This window comes from Gluconacetobacter sp., from assembly GCF_047721585.1.
Lineage (GTDB): Bacteria > Pseudomonadota > Alphaproteobacteria > Acetobacterales > Acetobacteraceae > Gluconacetobacter > Gluconacetobacter dulcium.
The window spans coordinates 1-18,416 of the sequence record NZ_JBDNXE010000007.1 but is presented as its reverse complement, the minus strand read 5'-3'; the positions used below and the strand labels follow the sequence as shown (position 1 = coordinate 18,416).

The following is an 18,416-nucleotide window of genomic DNA, read 5'->3' as shown; positions in this document are numbered from 1 at the left end:
AAAAAAGACGCTTCGCGCGAGATTATCTATATTTAACATATCGTCATACATGGCAGTCACTTTTATACAAGCCATCAAGCTCCTCTCTTGAGTCTATGTGCCGCTCCAATAAGCGCTGCTTACGGGCAAAGGCGTTCAATTCATCACGGATAATAAGAGACCCTTGGTGTCCGACGGCACTGGTTGGGTTCTGCTTCCAGGCGATCGCGAAATGCCTGGAAATGTCTGCCGTTTCCTGCTCTAGGAGATTTTCTGCCGCGTCCGCGTGCTTTCTATAATGCGTCACTACGTTGTCGAACAGGCATTGACCGCCATCCAGGTCACGAGCGACTTCTATTTTGCGATCGACGAGTCCAATGTATAAAAACGGCTTTCCCTTAATTGTCTCTAATTTGATCTTGAGAGCATGTATATAGAATCCGTAGAGTGGCCGCGCCATGGATGGGTCGGCTTTCTCCTTGATTGCCTTGAGTTGCGACAGATTGAAGTCACGAACGATCCTGACAGGTTCGGAAATATTGACCGTCCTGATTTCTGGATAATCAGGGCGGGCGGCACGCACAGGAGCCGATTTCAAAGCGATCAGAATAAAGACAATTCCTGCTCCGACTACGCTTATTGAATGTCCGTGAAGTCTAAGCATATTTTCACACATTTTATTAATGATATTGCAAATCGGTTCAGCCTAAATCATTTGCAATCTACGCTTCCGACTTGAATAAGAACGTCACTGACGAAAAATATACGTTGCAGTGTAAGGTACCGCCAAAAGGGCGCCTGCGACCGAGCATGAACTCGGCGGCATTCCGCCATTTGTATTGATGCGTTCGATCATGGTCGCCTTGGCCAGACGACCGCGACCGTTGTTTCGTGTGATGGCTAGATGTGACTCCGGTATATTCCCGGTGGAATGTCCTGTCGACGCGCTGAGAACGCGACCTTCGACGCTACTTCCATCTTCGATTTTCCAGGTTGGCCCTCGGCTGTGGGTGCCTATTGTCCGTCCTCCATCGACAAGAGTCGCGATAGGCTCTCTTAACATCCACTTCAGGCCATCCGAATCTGTCTCCTTGCACTGATAAATCTGGGCGCCGACGGCGCGCACTTCCAAAAGTGGCTTGCCCGGAGCATGATCAGCCTCTTGCCCAAACGTAGCGCTCACGCCAGCCATCGAGGTAATGGCGATAATAATGCCCGTCATGGAAAGCAAGACGTGTTTTCTGTTCCTCGCTTGGTATGTGCGCTCACGAAGAGACAAAAAATTCCGTTGGCCCTTACACATTCTATGATTTCCTCGCAGACAGGGAGTTGAGTGGCCACGTGAACGATGTTCGGGCTCTCATTTGATCCAGCACCGCGCACAAAGCCAGCTATACCTTGGCATGAGGGGCGCAGCCTATGCGCTGGGATGACCGCTCTGGAAATCGAATGAGAAATGGAATCGGTTTACAGGTGTCTAAAAAGCCCGCCTGCCGAAAGAGGGCGCCACGTTGCGGGACCGCCGGGGTGTATTTTCGCACATCTGAGCGCCAGAAGAAGGCATTTCAGATAGCATCCTTGTATTTTGCCGGGTTGGTGAAGCGGAGGTTGGGATGCGTCGATTTTACGCTTCTGAATCGGTCGTCAGGACGATGGCTCAGTTTACCGCGCAGAGGGCCGCCTCACTGGAAGCATATCGTAAAAGTAGATGCCAAATCTGAACCAATCTCACGAAGGTCAATCGGTATCGTTCATGGCCTGCGCTCAGTTCACGAGCGTCACACGGGACGGGAGGCCGGATCCTGATTGGAAATCGGAGTGGTACGGTAAGTTGCATAAAGTGCGCCTCCGGTGAAAACGATACCACCCACAAGATTCCCCAGTGTCACCGGGATCTCGTTCCAAAGCCACCAATCTGTGAAACTCACGGGGGCACCGAGCATCATTCCCGTCGGAATGGCAAACATGTTTACGACGCTGTGCTCATATCCTTGCGCCACGAAAATCATGATCGGCAGCCAGGAAGCGGCTATCTTGCCGATCGTTGAGGTGGAGGCCAAGCCGACGACCGAACCGAGGCTGACCATCCAATTGCATAAGATGGCCTTTACGAACACCGTCACCATTCCTGCAAGGCCGAAGGCCTCGTATGTAGTCGTCTTGGTGACGGCAAGCGCACGGAGTTTGTCCCCCAGTGGTCCGCCTGCAACATGGCCACAATCGGTGAGCGCGATCCAGAACATCGCAGCGTAGACCAGGCTGCCGAGGAGGTTACCGATGAAGACCAGAATCCAGTTGCGACACACTGCGCGGGCACCAATACGTCCCGCAAAAGCAGCCAGTGGCATTATGCCAAAATTTCCCGTCAGGAGTTCCATTCCCAGAAGTATGATCAGCACGAATCCAGCAGGAAAGAGGACGGCTCCTACAACGAACTGCCCGGTCTGCGCCGCGACCAGGAAGGCGAGGGTGGTCACAAAGGCAAGATATGCGCCAGCAAGCATTGCTCGGATCAGCAAATCCTTCGTGGGCAGTTCCGCCTTGAGCGCAGCGGCTTCGATCATGTTATCGAGGATAACAGAAGGTTTAACGTAATCAGCCATGGGGTATGCCTTCTTTGAGAGGCTTCTGGGGCCAACTGCTTGAGGGATTATAGCAGCTCGGTGTCATGGTCGATATTATACTTAAGGATACGTCGTCTTCAGGACGGTCCGGGCACGGAGGCGCTTGGTATCGGTGGTGATCGGTTCGCCGTTCAGATTCGAGACAAGACCGCCTTCGATGGCAATGTGACCTATCGATTGGGCTCTTGGGCGACTATATCGCTGTGCAACAGGCTCCGCACCCTCGGTGCAATAGCGCCAACCCCGGCATCAGTCCGGAGCCAACGCGACAATCGATCAGTTTCGTGATGAAGGAGATGAGGCAGGAGTCATTATATTATGGGTGTGCCATTTGGCGCGACGGAGAAATCTCCGACTTGAGGGGGCGACGCAGAAAAAGCATTGCCTCCACTGTCCGTCGCGCATCCGCACTGTAGAGCGAGAAGTAATACGCAGACTGTATTTCTGATTAAAACAATCATGTCCTTGTTTCCCCGAATAGGTTCGTTGGGTCTATTCTATGGGGTCATATAGTTCAGGCGCGATTTCGCCTCCATCATACCTTGGTATGGTCTGCCGCGACGAATTCGCCAACTGCGAATGGTCCTTCCTGTCACCACTGCTGCTCAATAAGCTGCATGTTACTCTCGGCATCGATGATCGGCGTACGCTGAACGACATTTTCTGGTGCTTTGGGGCTGGTTCGCCCTGGATGGAGGCTGCTGTGCCGATGGCGGCCCTGCACGGGACACGGGAATAAGCAAGTATCTGTGAAATGTGTGGTATTCAGGGTCAAGTTCGTAGAGCTCGCTGCGATCCCGTCGGTTTCCGGAACGAGGCTCCTCCAAAAAAATGACGGCCTTTATCTACAGAAGAATGCCTTCAATCCACCGGTTAAAAAAGAATCTTTCCCATGGTCCCATAAAATGCGTCGCAATGTAGGGCGAGGCGGAGCTTGGGCATGTGGTGGGGAAATCCGCCTTCATAACCGGTGCTTATCACGTGATCAGCAATAGCGATTGGACAGGGTCATTACGGATCGGCCAGCTTCCGGATCACGTCGTCGATTTCGATGGAGGACGACGCAAAAATAAAATGGAGGACACGATGGCTAGATGCCGAAGGGCGGATCGAGTGGGAAGCGGGTTGCGCGTTCGTGACGCCGCCGGGCTACTGGCATGCTCATTTCAATGAATCGGGTGCCGAGGCGCGCCTGATCCCGATACAGGGTGCGGGATTGCAGACATATCTGCGCACACTGGATATCAGATTCGCTTGACGGCCGAGGCTGGCAGAAGGACGTCCTATCCATCGGCGCGTCTCTTGCCATCAACGGGAAGAGCGCGGGTCATGGTCATGGCAATTGCGATGCCATGACCGGTTTTGTCGGCGCGAGAGTCAAAACGGATATGAAGATTTTCTGGAGCATCTGCACGGTCCTGTTTTTGACAGAATGTACGTGGCCATCAGACGTTGATCGTGCCTACGATCAGCATCTGACCGAGGCTTATTTCAAACGTATCTCGGTCCGGGATTTGCGGGCGCAGCCTTGGGCTGCGCATGTCGAGCGGAATATCTTGCAGATGGTCATGGTGAACGGGTCTGCGGCTTATGTGTTCTATGACACGCGCGTTTGTCACTGCGTCTTCATCGACGATCAAGCGCGCTATCTTCAGGTTCGAGAGCTTGCGCGGGTTGAAGACGAGAAAACGCGAGCCGCGCCAGTCTATATGCAATAATTCTTCCGAGGGCCATATCAAGGCGGTCATGAGAAGGATGAGGTTCATGGAAGGTTCGATGGTGCCGTCTGTGGCGGGAACATGGTACCGCGACGTTAAATCAATAGGGTGAGTTCGGGATCTGCTACGATGATTTTCGATTTTGAAAGTGATTTTGCCGGTTCGCTCCGCTGTATCCCGATGATTGTGCGGCAGAAGCTCGACATCGTCGGAATCAAGGTCAGCCTGCGGCAATGGAGCCGTTTCACCCGGGAGGAGCGGGGCGGGCTCACCGACCTTGTCTGTGAAAGCTCCGATGAACAGGCCGCGTATCGTGCGCTTGTCCTGCGCCTTATTGATTTGCGCAGTGATGAGCCGCCAGTCTGGCTGGCGGCGAAGAATCTGGAAGATTGGCAGGACGCGCGCTGGATGCCCGAGCCTGTCAAGGTGCAGGCGGCGGCCGACGGTGTGCCGCCGCCAACCCAGCAGCAATGGGCAGAGCTGACGGCTTTGCAGCGCTTTGCGCTTGTCAAACTTGCGCGATCGAGGCATGAGAACGAGAATTTTTTACCGGCGATGAAGGAATTTGGAATCCTTTAATGGACGGCGGCCTTCGGCTGACTTAACCGAAGGGAATGACCGGCCGTGCGCTCCGGCGCCGGCGATAACTCCGCAACCCGGCCGCGGCCGACGGGGGTAAGACCATGAGCAAAGAAAAAGAAGCCGAGTTCAAGCCCTACCATCACCCTGCGGGCGGCTGGGGCGCGGCCGGGGCGACTGCAAAGGTGCTCATGGAGCAGAGCGTGCTCGTCAAGGGCTCGCGTGGCCTGCTGTCGATGAACCAGCCGGGCGGCTTCAAATGCCCGAGTTGCGCCTTTCCAGACGCGGACCACCACAAGAAGCTGGAATTCTGCGAGAACGGCGCCAAGGCGCTGGCCCACGAGGCGACCAAGGCGCGGGTGACGCGGGAGCTTTTTGAAAAATACACCGTCACGGAGTTGATGGAGCGCAGCGACTACTGGCTAGAAATGCAGGGGCGCCTGACGGAGCCGATGCGCTATGACCCGAAGACCGACAGATACGTGCCGGTCGCATGGGAGGATGCGTTCGCGCTGATCGGGCAGCATCTTCAGGCGCTCGACAGCCCGCACCAGGCGGAATTCTACACCTCCGGGCGCACCGCCAACGAGACGGCGTTCCTGTATTCGATTTTCATCCGGGAATTCGGCACCAACAATTTCCCGGATTGTTCGAACATGTGCCATGAGCCGACCAGCCGAGGCCTGATGCCGGCCATCGGCATCGGCAAGGGCACGATCGTCCTGGCCGACTTCGAACATGCCGAAGCGATCTTCGTCATCGGGCAGAATACGGGCACCAATTCGCCGCGCATGATGACCAACCTGGTCGACGCGCGGAAGCGCGGGGTGCCGATAGTGCTGATCAATCCGATGCCCGAGCGCGCGCTGATCCGCTTCACCGAGCCGCAGGATGTACTCCAGATGGCGACCTTCGGGTCGACGCCGATTTCCAGCGAATTCGTGCATGTGCGGATCGGTGGCGATCTTGCCATCTTCAAGGGCATGATGCGGGTCCTGTTCGAAGCCGAGGATGCCGGTGAGGCGGCCCTGGACATGGAGTTCATCAATCAGCATACGGCCGGCCTCGACGCCCTGCGCGCCGATGTGATGCGCTATTCCTGGGCGGACATCACGCGGATCTCCGGCGTGTCGGAAGAGCAGATCCGGCGGATCGCGGGGATCTATCAGAAATCCAGGGCGACGGTCATCTGCTATGGCATGGGGATAACGCAGCATCAGGAGGGATCGCGCCTGGTGCAGCAGATTGCCAACCTGCTCATGCTGCGTGGTAATTTTGGCAAGCCTGGTGCGGGCGTCGCGCCGATCCGGGGCCATTCCAACGTGCAGGGCGACCGTACGGTCGGGATCGACGAGAAACCGACACCGGATTATCTCGATCGCGTTCGCGATGTGTTCGGGTTCGAGCCGCCGCGTGAGCACGGCCACCATGTGGTCGAGGCGCTTGAGGCCATGGAAGCAGGTACGGCGAAAATCTTTATCGGGATGGGCGGCAACTTTGCCCGCGCGGTTCCGGATACCGAGCGGTCCTATGCCGCGATGGCGAAGCTCAACCTGACCGTCGGGATCGCAACGAAGCTGAATCGCGGCCATCTGATCCATGGCAAGGATGCGCTCATCCTGCCGGTGGTGGCACGCTCGGAGATCATCCGCACAGCGGCTGGCGAGCAGTTCGTGACTATCGAGGATGCCATGTCAAATGTGACGGCGTCTCGGGGCGTGTTCGAGCCGGTGACGCAGGATGTTCTGCCGGAAACGGAAATTGTCTGCCGCATGGCGATGGCGACGCTGCCGGACTCGAAGACGCCCTGGGACCTTTACATGCAGGATTACGGCCTGATCCGCGACAAGATCGCCGAGGTCTATCCGGGCATCTACGCGGACTTCTCGGAGCGGATCAAGGACCCGAAAGGGTTTCACCTCGACATCCCGCCGCGCCGCCGAGTCTGGAGGACACCGAACGGCAAGGCCAATTTCCTGCTGCTGCCGGGCCTGGAAGTGAACACGCCGGTGGAAGACACGGCCATGCTGCGTCTCGCGACGATCCGCTCGCACGACCAGTACAACACGACGATCTACAGCAACAACGACCGTTATCGCGGCGTCTATAATAACCGCCTCGTAATCTTCATGAACCGGGACGACATGAAGGACCGGGCGCTTGAGAACGGCGCGGTGATCGGGCTTGAGACCTATAGCGACGACGGGTATCGCCGCTATGTCGATGGTCTCACGGTCATCGACTATCCGATGCCGCGCGGTGCGATTGCCGGGTATTATCCGGAACTCAATCCGCTGCTGCCGCTCGACTATTTCGACGAGGTCAGCGGCACTCCGGCCGCGAAGTCGATTCCGGTCAAGATCGTGCCCAGCGTGGCATCGGCGGTACCGATGCGGTTCGCCGGATAACAGCGTCCGGCAGAGGGGACGGGTCTTCCCGACGACATGTCGGGACACCGTTCCGACCGCCGGTTAGAAAGTTAGCGGAGCAGGCGGAACAGAAGTCATGAATGGCACCACGCCTCTTTTGGACCGGCTCGGCCGCCCGCTGCGTGATCTGCGCATTTCGGTGATGGACCGGTGCAATTTCCGCTGCCCGTACTGTATGCCGGAATCGACCTATCACGAAGGCTTTCACTTTCTGGCGCCACGGGAACGGCTTGATTTCAACGAGATCGAACGCGTGGCGCGAGCGGCGTCCGCGCTGGGCGTAACCAAGCTGCGCCTGACGGGCGGCGAGCCGCTTCTGCGGCCCGGCCTGGCGGAACTGGTGGCCCGTCTGGCCGGCATTCCGGGTATCGAGGATGTCGCCCTCACCACGAATGGCGTGCTGCTGGAACGTCATGCCCCTATGTTGCGCGCGGCGGGACTGAGCCGGGTTACGGTCAGTCTCGACAGTATCGATCCGACCGTTTTTGCGCGGATGAGCGGCGGACGCCCCGATCTGGATGCGGTGCTGGGCGGTATTGAAACCGCCCGGGGGGCTGGATTTCCTGGCGGTATCAAGGTTAATACCGTCGTGCAGAACGGCGTGAATGCAGCGGGCGTCCCTGAACTGCTCGCATATTTTCGTCATACCGGGGTCGTCGTGCGTTTGATCGAATATATGGACGTGGGGAACCGCAACGGGTGGGCACACGCCGATGTCGTGACCTCACGCACCCTGCTGGAGCAGATCGACGCCCTTTGGCCGCTGGAGCCGCTCTCTCCACATTATCGCGGCGAAGTGGCCCGGCGCTGGCGCTATAGGGACGGTGCCGGCGAGATCGGGTTTATTTCCTCGGTCAGCGCCCCGTTCTGCGGGGCGTGTTCGCGGGCGCGGCTTTCTTCGGAAGGGCAGCTTTTCACCTGCCTTTTTGCGACGAAGGGCACGGATCTGCGGACGATCCTGCGTGATGGCGATCCCGGAGACAACGACGCGGCACTCCGCCAGGCGCTCACCCGGATCTGGCATCAGAGAACCGACCGATACAGTGAGCAACGCGGGGAGGGTGACCGGCCCGCGCCTCTCGCTGAGACCGGAAACGGGCCGAAGGCCGGGAAAATCGAAATGCATTATATCGGGGGATGACATGACCGGAGACGGAGATGCACTGCTCAAGCTTGGCGACAACGGCATGGTGGACGTGCCGTGACAGTCCCGCTTTACGGTCTGGTGCTCGCCGGGGGGGCAAGCCGCCGCATGGGGCAGGACAAGGCGGCGTTGTCCTATGACGGGCATCCTCAACTCATCCGCGCCTTCGCTCTCCTCGCCCTGCGTGCGACGCGGTGTTTCGTATCCATACGTGCCGAGCAGATGGATGACCCTCTTCGCCGTGCATGGCCCTGTATCGTCGATACGCATGCCGCGATCGGGCCCGCTGCCGGCTTGCTGGCTGCCCATGCCGCCTGTCCACACGCGGCATGGCTGATCCTTGCCTGCGACCTGCCGTTGCTGGACGGCCTCACGCTCGATGCCCTGATCCAGGCGCGCGGAGATGATTGCTCGGCCGTCGCCTTCCGCAGTGAGCATGACGGCGAACCGGAGCCGCTTTGCGCGATCTGGGAACCGGAGGCGCTGGAAACACTGTGCAGGGAGGTATCAGAGGGCAAAGGGAGCATGCGCAGGATACTGGCGGGAGAGGGGACGAAGATCCTGCCGCCCCTTACATCCGGCGCGCTGGACAACATCAATACCCCGGCGGACCGCACGCGCGCCATGGCGAGCCTTGCAGGCGCTCGGGATGGAGAACGGCAGGAGCATAAATGCCGCGGATAGAATTAGAATATTTCGCGCAACTTTCCGAAGCGACGGGTCAGCGCACCGAGACACGGGATACGGCCGCCCTGACGGCGGCCGCGCTCTATGACGAGTTGCGCGCGCAATATGGGTTCGTACTGCCGCCCGGCCGGATGCGTGTTGCCGTGAATGCCGCGTTTCGTCCATGGGACCAGGAACTGAGTGAAGGAGACCTGGTGGTGTTCATTCCACCGGTCACCGGCGGATGACTCGTTTTCTGATGGCGGACGGCCCGGTCGATAGCGTTGCGCTGCGCACCTGTCTGCTGCGGGCGGAAGCGGGGGGCTTCTGCAGTTTTGAAGGCTGGGTACGGCAGACCAATGACGGCCGTCCGGTCCTGGGGATCACGTATGAAGCCTATGCCCCGCTGGCCGTGACCGAGGGGCAGACGATCCTCGACGAGGCGCTGGCGCGTTTCGACATTACCGATGTCGTGGCCACTCATCGCAGCGGTTATCTGCGGGTGGGCGAGATCGCGGTGTGGATCGGCGTTGCCGCTCCGCATCGGGATGCGGCATTCAGGGCGTGCCGCTATGTGATCGACGAGATCAAGAAGCGCGTACCGATCTGGAAGCACGAGCACTATGCCGACGGGAAGGCCGGCTGGGTCGCCTGTCATCGCAGTGAATAACAGTAGCCGGGTCAGCCCGATACCGGCATTAGCTAGGCCCTGAGAGAGTCCATGTCCATGGATGCGTTGTTTCATGCGTTGACGGTGGCGCCTCTTGGGCAGCCGGAGACGGAACTTGTTCTGAACGTCGCGGACGAGGTGCCCGTAAAGCTGACCTTCAACGGGATTTTTCCGCATGGCGTCATGATGATGACGTCCGATCATCTGGAAGATTTCGCGTATGGCTACTGCCTGACGGAAGAGATTATCCGCTCCGCCGAACAGATACGCGCCGTCGTGGTCACGCAGGAGGATGACGGTCTTGCAATGGATGTCACACTCACCGGGGAGTGCCTGAGTGCCCTGCTCAAACGCCGCCCACGGGCTCAGACCGGGCATACGAGTTGCGGACTCTGCGGCAGTGACGACGTCCCTGCCGTGGAGACGGTCGGTGCCTGTACCCTTCCACTGACGCAGACCATCACGGTGGACGCGGTGTGCAAGGCATTGAATGATCTCGATAGATGGCAGGAACTCAACGCCGCGACGCGCATGGCGCATGCGGCTGCATGGGCGGATGCCGATGGACACATCCAGATGATTCGGGAAGATGTCGGTCGGCATAACGCTCTGGACAAACTGATCGGTGCGCGCCTGAGGAATGGGGGTGCCATGCAGAGCGGGGTCTGTCTGCTGACCAGCCGCTATTCATTCGAAATGGCACTCAAGACCCTGCGTGCGGGCATTGCCATTGTCGCTGCCGTTTCGGCGCCGACATATCGGGCTTACCGCCTCGCGGAGAGGATGAACCAGACGCTGATCGCTATCGCGCGCCGGGACAGGCAGATCCTGTTCTGTGGCGGGGAGCGCATCACGCAGTGAATCCCGGATGATGACGGATCGAGCACATCCAGCCCAGCCTATGATATAAAACAAATATTAGGTGGAAATGAGTCTGTTGAAATCCGTGTGCCGCCTCGCCGGACAGATACGTCAACAAATGCCTGGATGTCCATCTTCCCTACGGCGGCCGGTTTCCTTCGGCGGTGTGCCCGATTTCTCGTCGGTCAGATGGCTGGTCGCGCCCCGCCTGGCGGCGCTCGGATTTTCGGTGCGGACGACCGTTGCCGCTCTCCTGGCTCTGGCAATCGCTTTCCAGATGGAACTGGGCGAGCCGCAATGGGCACCGATGACGGTCTGGATTGTCGCCCAGGGGACACGCGGCGAGAGCATTTCCAAGGCACGCTGGCGAATTGTCGGCACCCTGGCGGGGATCGTCTCGGCGGTTGCTCTGATTGCGGCGGTGCCGCAGCAGGCGTGGCTGTTTTTCCCACTGCTGGCAGGGTGGATCGGGCTGTGCACAGCGCTGGGCACGCTGGTTCATAATTTCCGCAGTTACGCCTTTGTCTTGACGGCCTATACCTGCGCTATCGTTTCTCTGTCCGCTGTGGATGCTTCAGATCAAGTTTTTGACCTAGCGATGGCACGAGGCACATACATTTTATTGGGTGTCGTATGTGAAATGGCGGTTGCGGCAGTGTTCGTGCCGAATGTGGCTGGGCGAGCGCGGGAGACGGTGCGGGCACGCCTGCAAGAGATCATCAGCCAGTCGGCTGCGGCGGTGCGGGCGATTCTGCTGCATCGGTCTCCGCCGGAAAGCGATCTACATCGGATTCTCTCGCTGGCATTTACGCTGAACGACCGGATAGAATTCAGTGCCATCGAGGCAGGGCCGGGGGAATCGGTGGTGCGCTATGCGCGTGGAACGCTGGGGCAAGTGGTCAGGTTCACGTCTCGTGGACTTGGCATGCGCAGTCGGCTGGCGGCGGTAGGGAATGTGACGACGGCCTCGAAGGATATCCTGCGCGCCGTGGTCGATCTTCTGGAACGGATGCCGGGCGACCTGGGTGACCCGGTGCGCACGGTGACGCTGCATGGTGAGGTGCAGGCGCTGTATGCGCGATGTTCCGCCGCTGGGCAGCCTACGTTGCGGCTTGCCGGGACGGGGAGCGAGGCTGATAGCGCGGTCGACGATCGGATTATGCTTCAGGGGTTGGCGCTCCTGCTGATGGAACTGGTTCACATGCTTGGGTGTTACGCGGCCGATCCCGCTGAGATGCAGTCGCCGGTGCCCTTTCGTCTGGTTCGGCCTGCTGATTGGCGCGCGACCATTGCCAATGGCGCGCGGTCTTTTATTGCCGTTATTGTCGCTGTTCTGATCTGGGAGGTGACGGCGTGGCCTGAGGGCGCGGTGTAGGCTGTTCTTGCAGCGATCGTGCCGGTGTTCTTCGTGATGCCGGTGACGGCGGACTATGCCGTACTGTGTTTTACGATCGGACTACCGATGGTTGTGGGTGGTCTTGCTGCGCGCAATGCGGCGACCGAGGCAATGGCGGCGTCTTTCGGGAATTTCTTTCCATATATGCTGGGGCTGGAAAATCATTTTCGGATCAGCGAAGCGAAATGGTTCAACACGGCTTTCGCCCTGCTTTGCGGACTGGGTTTTGGGGTACTCGTTTTTCGGTATATTCTCGGTTCATCCGCACTTTGCGTGCATGACACGGGCGCGGAGGAGTTTGAAGCCTGCCCTACCGAACATGGTGCGCTTGATCATCTTGAGGCGGCTGATCTGCCCTTCGACGGGACTGGTGGTCCAGGGGTGGTGCAGTGCGGCCTGAACGGCGGAAAGGTCTCGCCGCAGGCCAGTTACAAAACGGGATAGAGGCGTTCTTTCCCCCGCTTCGAGAAGGGTTTCCAGGGATGCCTGTGATTTTCTGGTAAAGAGATCCTGCATGTCTCTTACCCAGACCGTGGCTTGCGCCAGCACCGGCGCGGCCGTCATCAGGCGCTGGATAAACAGGACGTCCATATCTGACCGGTTGCTGGTTTCGGTCGTGAGCATCCGAGCCAGGTTTCTACCCATGGGCACGGGTTTGATCGGCACCGGATGAGATGCACCTGCCGTGGATCGTCTCGACAAGACCCGGTCCCGGACGCTTCCATATCGACCGGAGAATCCCATGGCGGTGATTTCACGATGCAGACGGGCGGCATTGTGACATCCTTCCTTCAGGCGTCGATCGAGAAAGGTGGCGTAGGGGGTCATGATGCCGGGCCGAAAAATGCGACGCTGCCACGTCGAGGGGTGACCCTGTCGCAACCACCGCCGGACGGTCTTGCGTTCCGCGCCAATTGTCTGTGCGATACGGCTGATCGTCTGTCCCCTCGCCCGCATGGCGGCCGCCCCCTCGCCCGGATCGCTCACCATTCCTGCGTCGACCGGCTGTCCGACCGGGGAGACCTCATTCGTGATATCGGCCATGATGCGCCTGGCCAGAGCGGCGTGCCGGTCGACGACGGTCAGGAACGCATCATGAAGATTGCGGATCAGATGCCAGCGATCTGCGACCTGAATGGCGGCCGGGGCGCCCTGCCGAATGCCGTCGGCATAGGCCCCTGCGCGATCACGGGCGACAATCTCGATACCGGGATGATCGCGGAGCCACGCCGCGAGAGTGTCCCCCTGCCGGTCGGCCAGAAGATCGACCACCCTGTTTCGTTCGAGGTCCACGAGAATGGTGCCATAGTGTCGGCCACGCCGCCAGGCCCAGTCGTCGACACCGAGCACGCGGGGCGTTTCAGGCCGGCCGGCGACCGCTGCCATCCTGACGATGCGCCGTATCAGCGTGTCGGCGCTGATGGGACAGCACAGGCGCGCCGCCATACGGGCACCTGCACTCCCGCCCAGCGCGTGGGCTACGTAGGTGTGGAGGTCCGCCAGCCGACACGTCTGCCGCGCGTAGGGAGCCGCGAATTCCCCCAATGGTTCGACGAAGGTTCGGCGCTGACATCCTTTGTCGGTGCAACGAAAACGTCGCACCGTCATCGACAGGGAAACACGGCGTCCATGCGCCGGCATGTCAGCAAGCTTGCGAACATAATGGCTGTGACGTCGATGCGACACCGTCCCACAATCGGGACAGGCTGCTCCATGACAACGGGATTTCGTCTCCACCCACAAATGATCAGCCACCATGACCGGACGACCAGCGGACAAGGACGAAGGGAAATCAAGGGCTCGAACGGCGGACAAGGGCGCGGGATCCGGATCAGTGGTAGATCCTCAGCCTTTCCCAAATCTTCGGCCGCCGTACAATCCCAGCCTGCACGCAAAGTGCGGATGAACCATATTCTCCCATTCAATCTGGCGTCGTTCAGTGCTTCGTTTCGGGCGACAATCCTTTCTGGTCTGCGCCGGATCGGACGTTCGGACGGGCAGTCCGATGAGCCTGCCTGGGTCGGAAAGATTGTGCAGGGCATGGGCGTGCTGATCACGAATGGTGCCCGCGAGAATTCCTCCATGACGGATATCTGGCTGCATCATGCCTTTTCGATCATGACGGTCGGACGGAACCTGTTGTACGTGCGCATGATTTTTCTGAATGAGTCGCTGCCGGAGGAGGCACGGACGATGGTGTCCGGACTGTTTCGGATTCTGCTGAAGCGCGATGTGCCTTCTGCTGCCCTGCTGGCGACGGCGGATCAGGTGCTGAGCGGGCTACGCGAGATGGAGCGAAGGGCGCAGAGTGCTCCTGACCGTCTGCAACTGACGGCGCTGATCGGGTGCCTTATGATCGTTACGACGGAGCTGCGGCAGCAGAATGTTTTCTTCGGGCCGACCAGGATGATGCCGTTCGGTATGGCGGGGTAGGGAACCGACCACCTGCAAGGCGTGATGGTCGGCCGACCTTGTTTAGTCAATGAGATGATTTGTGTAAGAGCCTGACCTGAAATGTAGGCTGGCGAGCGAGAGCGGCCCGGAACGGGTGGCGCCCGGCGTGTGTTTCCGAGCATCGGAGCGGAGCGGCCTTGATGGTCGCCCGCCGCGAAGCACAGGAAACGCGCGCTGGCTTTAAGAGGCTGTTTGCAACGTCATCCTGCCGGCGACGTGGTCAACGCTGTTGGCCTCGGGCCGCCTGTCGCCCAATCGAGGAGTTCGACCGTATGAACGACCGGCAGGCCTGTTCCGCTGGCGATCTGCATTATGCAGCCAACATTGCCCGCCGCGATTAAATGTGGTCCGATACTCTCGATATTTGCAATCTTGCTATCACGCAGGCGGGTCGCGTTTTCTGGCTGCAACAGGTTATATGTTCCCGCGGAACCGTAACAGAGATGGCTTTCCAGCGGCTCTACAACATCGAAGCCGGCTTCCTGCAATAGCCGTTTCGGTTGCTGCCGGATCTGCTGGACGTGCTGCAGCGAACGGGCGCTGTGGTAAGCGACCCGGTGCCTCATAGGTTGGATGGGTGGCCTTTGCCGCAGATTGACCGCCCATATGCGGCCACGGCCGATGCGCCGTGGCCGCCTCGCCGTCAGGGCGCCCTGGCGGGTGCGATCAATCCGGGCTGCCCCGTCGCACCATGCTCGACAACACGCCGTCGCGTCGGATCAGCCCATGAAACAGGGCCGCGCCGAGATGCGCCAGGACGAGGCCGAACAGCAGGAAGGCCAGTACGGTATGCGCCGAGCGGAGCCACGCCCATAAAGCCGGATCGTGCGGAAGGATCGGCGGCAGCCGCATGGCTTCCCCCCACAGCGGAATGGGATAGTCCGCGGCCGACAGCATCCCCCAGCCTACAAGGGGCAGGGCGATCATCAGCACGTAAAGCAGGATATGCGATGCCTTGGCGCCGGCTTTCATCAGCGGCGGCAGGTCAGCCGGAAGCGGCGGCGGCGGGGTGCGCAGGCGGTTCCCCAGACGCAGGATCGCAAGGACGAGGATCGCAATCCCCAGCGGACGATGCAGCGTCACCAGCCGGTGATAGCCGGGCCCGACGGTCGCGGCCATGAATACGCCGATGAACAACATGCCGAGGATCATGACGGCCATCAGCCAATGCAGGATGCGCGACGGAAGGGAGAAAGACACTGCGCTTCTCATGATTTATTATCCTTCGTGCCTGCGGGTGTCGCCGTCATGCCGGGTGTGACGGCAGGAGCGGCCGCTCGTTCGCCGGAACGCAGGAAGAACGAGCGCATATAGGCCGCCGATCGCGCCGACAGGATCGGATCGCCGGACGGCGCCATGCCCGCGGGTAGCACCAGAGGATCGAAGGTGATGCCGGTGCAGGGGCCGCCTTCCTCGCTTTCGATGGTCGTCAGGGTCAGGGTTCCCGCGTCTATCTGTCTGTCATCCCGCGCCCATGTCCGGCTGGGGTCGTCGATCGCATCGCCGGCGCCCGCCACCGTCACCATCAGGTGCCATTGCAGCGGATGGGCGTGAATGTCGTCGATCACCTGGCGGAAGAGATAATCATGATCGTCCGCGTGGCCGTCGGCGGGCATGACGGGTCGTACGGGCACCATGGCCCAGCGCACGGCCGTCTTCATCCCGTTCGCCGCCACGAACAGGAAACTGTCGAGGCTGCGATAGGTGTCGTCGGCGAACCCCGATGCAAGAGGGCGACGGGCGACCTGTTCCATCGCGGGCTGCAACCAGGGATGGCCGGCACGGAAAGCCCGCATGCGTGCGGGATCGGGCTTTCCGGTTGCCGGGTCCGGGCGCGATGCCAGCTGCAGGTCGTGAAATTCCTGCGGGGTCCGGACGGGAAAGACAGGAATGTCGTTGATGCCCATGCGCCATTCCCGACCGTCGGGCGGCATCAGGCGCAGCGCCATGCTGCGGACTTTCGCCGGCGCATCGGCCTGAAAGGGCAGGCCGCCGGCCAGTGCGAAACGCCCGACCACCGGAACCCGGCGCTGCTGCAGGACGGTGGCCGCGGAAAGACCGGCGGCGTTGCCGGTGCCCTCGAACCAGCCCCCCACGCAGACGCCCTTGGCGTGGTTGCGGCGAAAGCCCGGCTGCATGCCGCCGCCTTCACGCAGGGCATCCAGTATGCCGACCTGCGTCAGGCGGCCGGGCGTCAACCACCCGCCCGCCCACAGAAAGGCCAGCGCAAGCGCGGCGGGGGCCGCGACCACGCCCAGCCAGCGCAGGGCGGAAGCAGGCGGCACGACAGGGTTCGTCGCCATTGTTTCGATCCTTTGACAGCGTCTGTCGTGAAGACGTCCGGGCGGGCGGATCTATTCCCCCGGATCGGCCATCTTGCGAAAATTTCGCCCTCCCGCCCTTTTGCAGGGAATAAACCGGTGCCATGAGCGTCTTCGTCCATGACAACACGGATCACATACGGCAGGGACAGGGTTGAGCGACGGCGACGACATCAGGCTGCAACGCGCCATACCGGCCCTGAGACGCTATGCGCGGGTGCTGACGCGCGATCCGCATCAGGCCGACGACCTGGTGCAGGATTGCCTGGAACGCGCCCTGACGCGGATGCATCAGGTACGCGGACGGACGGACCTTCGGCCCTGGCTGTTCACCATCGCTTTTCGCCTCAATGTCAGCCACTGGCGCCGTCTGCGGCATCTGATCCCCCTGACCGAAACCGCACCCGAGCCGGTGCAGGACGCCACCCAGATCCCGCATCTGGAATGGAAAGAGGTCGTCGGCGCCTTTGAACGCCTGTCCGACGATCACAGGCAGGTGCTGCTGCTCGTCGGGGTCGAGGGGCTGGAATATGGAACGGTCGCGGAAATACTGGGAGTGCCCGTCGGCACCGTGATGTCCCGGCTGTCGCGGGCCAGGTCTGCCCTGCACCGGCTCGTCGATCATGAAGAACGGCCCATGCTCAGGAGGGTAAAATGACACCGCCCGACCGCCCCGTGACCGAGGACGATCTTCAGGCCTGGGTCGACGAGCATCTTTCGCCTGAACGACGCCGGACCGTAGAGGCATGGCTGGATGTCAATCCCGATGCGCGACGGCGTGTGACGGCATGGCGGACGGAACGCAACCTGCTGCGCGCCGCGATGGACGTCGACCTGCGGCAGCCGGTACCGACGCGTTTCGATATCGCGCATCTGAAGCAACGCGGCGGCCGGCATTTCAGCATGCCGCAGATGGCGGCGTCCGTCGTGCTGGCGCTGTCCGTCGGACTTGGCGGCGGATGGTTCCTCCGCGACCGGGAACAGCCCCTCGGCCTCGCCTCGGTCGAACAGGAGGCGACGATCGTGCATGATGCCGGCAAGGGCAGCACGATCGCCGAGGGAAATGTCGCCCAACTGGCAGCCTGGGGCGGCCGGACGCTCGGCCGCCCGGTGCGCCCCCCCGACCTTTCAGCGGCAGGCTATCACCTTACGGGCGGCCACCTGGTCACGACAGATCACGGCCCAGCCTGCGTCTTTCTCTACAAGGATGAAAACGGCGCGCTGATTTCCCTTTTCGTGCGTCCCATGTACGGCCGGGACATGACAGCCCCCATGCGCCCGATGCGGCATATGCCGGGCTATATTTGGGCACAGGACGGGCTGGGAATCAGCATGATATCGGACGCTTCTGTGCGTAATCTCCATATTCTCGCCGATCGCGCCCGGGATCTGATGGCGGGAACAAGCTGACGGTCAGGGCGCCCGCTTCTCCATGACCTTCGTCGGGAGCATACCTTCCCCTCCCTTGGCGAAGCTGCCGGTCCCGCATGCGCCCATAGCAGACCGGCGGCAGTCGCCTACATCCCGGACATACAAGCCCCCATTCGCCAAGCTCCTAAGCGGACAGTCCGCAAT

Annotated in this window: 19 protein-coding genes and 2 pseudogenes; 13 read left to right on the top strand and 8 right to left on the bottom strand. The window is 60.5% G+C overall.

What is annotated here, in order from left to right:
• Positions 1 to 43: 43 nt before the first annotated feature.
• The 3 genes from ABF821_RS02850 to ABF821_RS02840 all read right to left on the bottom strand — a co-directional run bounded on the left by ABF821_RS02850 (position 44) and on the right by ABF821_RS02840 (position 2,582).
• Complete coding sequence (locus tag ABF821_RS02850; RefSeq protein WP_182974320.1) at positions 44 to 643, bottom strand: hypothetical protein; 600 nt, start codon at positions 641 to 643, stop codon at positions 44 to 46.
• Between the two features lie 84 nt (positions 644 to 727).
• The gene (locus ABF821_RS02845; protein ID WP_415528993.1) at positions 728 to 1,201 is read right to left on the bottom strand and encodes a DUF3455 domain-containing protein; all 474 of its coding nucleotides are present in this window, start codon (positions 1,199 to 1,201) and stop codon (positions 728 to 730) included.
• A 556-nt stretch (positions 1,202 to 1,757) separates the two neighbouring features.
• Complete coding sequence (locus tag ABF821_RS02840; protein ID WP_415528986.1) at positions 1,758 to 2,582, bottom strand: formate/nitrite transporter family protein; 825 nt, start codon at positions 2,580 to 2,582, stop codon at positions 1,758 to 1,760.
• A 1,111-nt stretch (positions 2,583 to 3,693) separates the two neighbouring features.
• On the opposite strand from ABF821_RS02840, the pseudogene ABF821_RS02835 reads away from it, so the two are divergent.
• Positions 3,694 to 3,861 (top strand): annotated as a pseudogene (locus ABF821_RS02835) (cupin); the annotation flags it as partial.
• A 187-nt stretch (positions 3,862 to 4,048) separates the two neighbouring features.
• Here ABF821_RS02835 and ABF821_RS02830 read toward each other — a convergent pair.
• Entirely contained in the window at positions 4,049 to 4,369 is a 321-nt protein-coding gene (locus tag ABF821_RS02830) for a hypothetical protein (protein ID WP_182974323.1), read from the bottom strand.
• 81 nt (positions 4,370 to 4,450) lie between these two features.
• Between ABF821_RS02830 and ABF821_RS02825 the strand changes: the two genes are divergently transcribed.
• The 9 genes and pseudogenes from ABF821_RS02825 to ABF821_RS02785 form a co-directional block, all read left to right on the top strand.
• Positions 4,451 to 4,900: a nitrate reductase associated protein gene (locus tag ABF821_RS02825; protein ID WP_415528985.1), complete on the top strand. Its 450-nt coding sequence runs from the start codon at positions 4,451 to 4,453 to the stop codon at positions 4,898 to 4,900.
• Between the two features lie 104 nt (positions 4,901 to 5,004).
• Complete coding sequence (locus ABF821_RS02820; protein ID WP_182974325.1) at positions 5,005 to 7,308, top strand: FdhF/YdeP family oxidoreductase; 2,304 nt, start codon at positions 5,005 to 5,007, stop codon at positions 7,306 to 7,308.
• A 97-nt stretch (positions 7,309 to 7,405) separates the two neighbouring features.
• Positions 7,406 to 8,470, top strand: a complete 1,065-nt coding sequence (gene moaA, locus ABF821_RS02815) for a GTP 3',8-cyclase MoaA (RefSeq protein ID WP_182974326.1) — start codon at positions 7,406 to 7,408, stop codon at positions 8,468 to 8,470.
• Between the two features lie 60 nt (positions 8,471 to 8,530).
• Positions 8,531 to 9,157: an NTP transferase domain-containing protein gene (locus ABF821_RS02810; RefSeq protein WP_415528984.1), complete on the top strand. Its 627-nt coding sequence runs from the start codon at positions 8,531 to 8,533 to the stop codon at positions 9,155 to 9,157.
• Positions 9,145 to 9,387 carry a MoaD/ThiS family protein gene (locus ABF821_RS02805; RefSeq protein WP_182974328.1) on the top strand — a complete coding sequence of 81 codons (243 nt, stop codon included), beginning with the start codon at positions 9,145 to 9,147 and terminating at the stop codon, positions 9,385 to 9,387. The genes ABF821_RS02810 and ABF821_RS02805 overlap by 13 nt, the downstream gene beginning before the upstream one ends.
• The gene (locus ABF821_RS02800) at positions 9,384 to 9,809 is read left to right on the top strand and encodes a molybdenum cofactor biosynthesis protein MoaE (RefSeq protein ID WP_182974329.1); all 426 of its coding nucleotides are present in this window, start codon (positions 9,384 to 9,386) and stop codon (positions 9,807 to 9,809) included. The genes ABF821_RS02805 and ABF821_RS02800 overlap by 4 nt, the downstream gene beginning before the upstream one ends.
• A gap of 57 nt (positions 9,810 to 9,866) precedes the next feature.
• Positions 9,867 to 10,670, top strand: coding sequence for a formate dehydrogenase accessory sulfurtransferase FdhD (fdhD, locus tag ABF821_RS02795; RefSeq protein WP_182974330.1), 804 nt, complete (start codon positions 9,867 to 9,869; stop codon positions 10,668 to 10,670).
• A 166-nt stretch (positions 10,671 to 10,836) separates the two neighbouring features.
• Complete coding sequence (locus ABF821_RS02790) at positions 10,837 to 12,045, top strand: FUSC family protein (RefSeq protein WP_182977195.1); 1,209 nt, start codon at positions 10,837 to 10,839, stop codon at positions 12,043 to 12,045.
• 36 nt (positions 12,046 to 12,081) lie between these two features.
• A pseudogene (locus ABF821_RS02785) lies at positions 12,082 to 12,270 on the top strand (FUSC family protein); the annotation flags it as partial.
• 54 nt (positions 12,271 to 12,324) lie between these two features.
• Here ABF821_RS02785 and ABF821_RS02780 read toward each other — a convergent pair.
• Complete coding sequence (locus ABF821_RS02780; RefSeq protein WP_182974332.1) at positions 12,325 to 13,824, bottom strand: ISL3 family transposase; 1,500 nt, start codon at positions 13,822 to 13,824, stop codon at positions 12,325 to 12,327.
• Between ABF821_RS02780 and ABF821_RS02775 the strand changes: the two genes are divergently transcribed.
• The gene (locus ABF821_RS02775) at positions 13,729 to 14,499 is read left to right on the top strand and encodes an FUSC family protein (protein ID WP_415528992.1); all 771 of its coding nucleotides are present in this window, start codon (positions 13,729 to 13,731) and stop codon (positions 14,497 to 14,499) included. The genes ABF821_RS02780 and ABF821_RS02775 overlap by 96 nt on opposite strands.
• Before the next feature lie 221 nt (positions 14,500 to 14,720).
• On the opposite strand, the gene ABF821_RS02770 is transcribed toward ABF821_RS02775, so the two are convergent.
• From ABF821_RS02770 to ABF821_RS02760, 3 genes are all read right to left on the bottom strand, one after another.
• Positions 14,721 to 15,086, bottom strand: a complete 366-nt coding sequence (locus tag ABF821_RS02770; protein WP_182974334.1) for a heterodisulfide reductase-related iron-sulfur binding cluster — start codon at positions 15,084 to 15,086, stop codon at positions 14,721 to 14,723.
• 100 nt (positions 15,087 to 15,186) lie between these two features.
• A complete protein-coding gene (locus tag ABF821_RS02765; protein WP_182974335.1) occupies positions 15,187 to 15,732 on the bottom strand; it encodes a cytochrome b in 546 nt (181 codons plus the stop codon).
• Complete coding sequence (locus ABF821_RS02760) at positions 15,729 to 16,823, bottom strand: catalase family peroxidase (RefSeq protein ID WP_182974336.1); 1,095 nt, start codon at positions 16,821 to 16,823, stop codon at positions 15,729 to 15,731. The genes ABF821_RS02765 and ABF821_RS02760 overlap by 4 nt, the downstream gene beginning before the upstream one ends.
• A gap of 172 nt (positions 16,824 to 16,995) precedes the next feature.
• Here ABF821_RS02760 and ABF821_RS02755 point away from each other — a divergent pair, with 172 nt between their 5' ends.
• Positions 16,996 to 17,499, top strand: coding sequence for an RNA polymerase sigma factor (locus ABF821_RS02755; RefSeq protein WP_182974337.1), 504 nt, complete (start codon positions 16,996 to 16,998; stop codon positions 17,497 to 17,499).
• A complete protein-coding gene (locus ABF821_RS02750) occupies positions 17,496 to 18,251 on the top strand; it encodes an anti-sigma factor family protein (RefSeq protein ID WP_182974338.1) in 756 nt (251 codons plus the stop codon). Before ABF821_RS02755 ends, ABF821_RS02750 begins: the two co-directional genes overlap by 4 nt.
• Positions 18,252 to 18,416 lie beyond the last annotated feature (165 nt).

Excerpts from the sequence above, each read along its gene's own strand:
- ABF821_RS02845 (WP_415528993.1), bottom strand. The coding sequence starts at position 1,201 with ATGACGGGCATTATTATCGCCATTACCTCGATGGCTGGCGTGAGCGCT.
- ABF821_RS02825 (WP_415528985.1), top strand. The coding sequence starts at position 4,451 with ATGATTTTCGATTTTGAAAGTGATTTTGCCGGTTCGCTCCGCTGTATC.
- ABF821_RS02780 (WP_182974332.1), bottom strand. The coding sequence starts at position 13,824 with ATGGTGGCTGATCATTTGTGGGTGGAGACGAAATCCCGTTGTCATGGA.
- ABF821_RS02850 (WP_182974320.1), bottom strand. The coding sequence starts at position 643 with ATGCTTAGACTTCACGGACATTCAATAAGCGTAGTCGGAGCAGGAATT.
- moaA (WP_182974326.1), top strand. The coding sequence starts at position 7,406 with ATGAATGGCACCACGCCTCTTTTGGACCGGCTCGGCCGCCCGCTGCGT.
- ABF821_RS02770 (WP_182974334.1), bottom strand. The coding sequence starts at position 15,086 with ATGAGGCACCGGGTCGCTTACCACAGCGCCCGTTCGCTGCAGCACGTC.
- fdhD (WP_182974330.1), top strand. The coding sequence starts at position 9,867 with ATGGATGCGTTGTTTCATGCGTTGACGGTGGCGCCTCTTGGGCAGCCG.
- ABF821_RS02820 (WP_182974325.1), top strand. The coding sequence starts at position 5,005 with ATGAGCAAAGAAAAAGAAGCCGAGTTCAAGCCCTACCATCACCCTGCG.
- ABF821_RS02760 (WP_182974336.1), bottom strand. The coding sequence starts at position 16,823 with ATGGCGACGAACCCTGTCGTGCCGCCTGCTTCCGCCCTGCGCTGGCTG.
- ABF821_RS02840 (WP_415528986.1), bottom strand. The coding sequence starts at position 2,582 with ATGGCTGATTACGTTAAACCTTCTGTTATCCTCGATAACATGATCGAA.
- ABF821_RS02765 (WP_182974335.1), bottom strand. The coding sequence starts at position 15,732 with ATGAGAAGCGCAGTGTCTTTCTCCCTTCCGTCGCGCATCCTGCATTGG.
- ABF821_RS02750 (WP_182974338.1), top strand. The coding sequence starts at position 17,496 with ATGACACCGCCCGACCGCCCCGTGACCGAGGACGATCTTCAGGCCTGG.
- ABF821_RS02830 (WP_182974323.1), bottom strand. The coding sequence starts at position 4,369 with ATGAACCTCATCCTTCTCATGACCGCCTTGATATGGCCCTCGGAAGAA.
- ABF821_RS02775 (WP_415528992.1), top strand. The coding sequence starts at position 13,729 with ATGGCTGTGACGTCGATGCGACACCGTCCCACAATCGGGACAGGCTGC.
- ABF821_RS02805 (WP_182974328.1), top strand. The coding sequence starts at position 9,145 with ATGCCGCGGATAGAATTAGAATATTTCGCGCAACTTTCCGAAGCGACG.
- ABF821_RS02800 (WP_182974329.1), top strand. The coding sequence starts at position 9,384 with ATGACTCGTTTTCTGATGGCGGACGGCCCGGTCGATAGCGTTGCGCTG.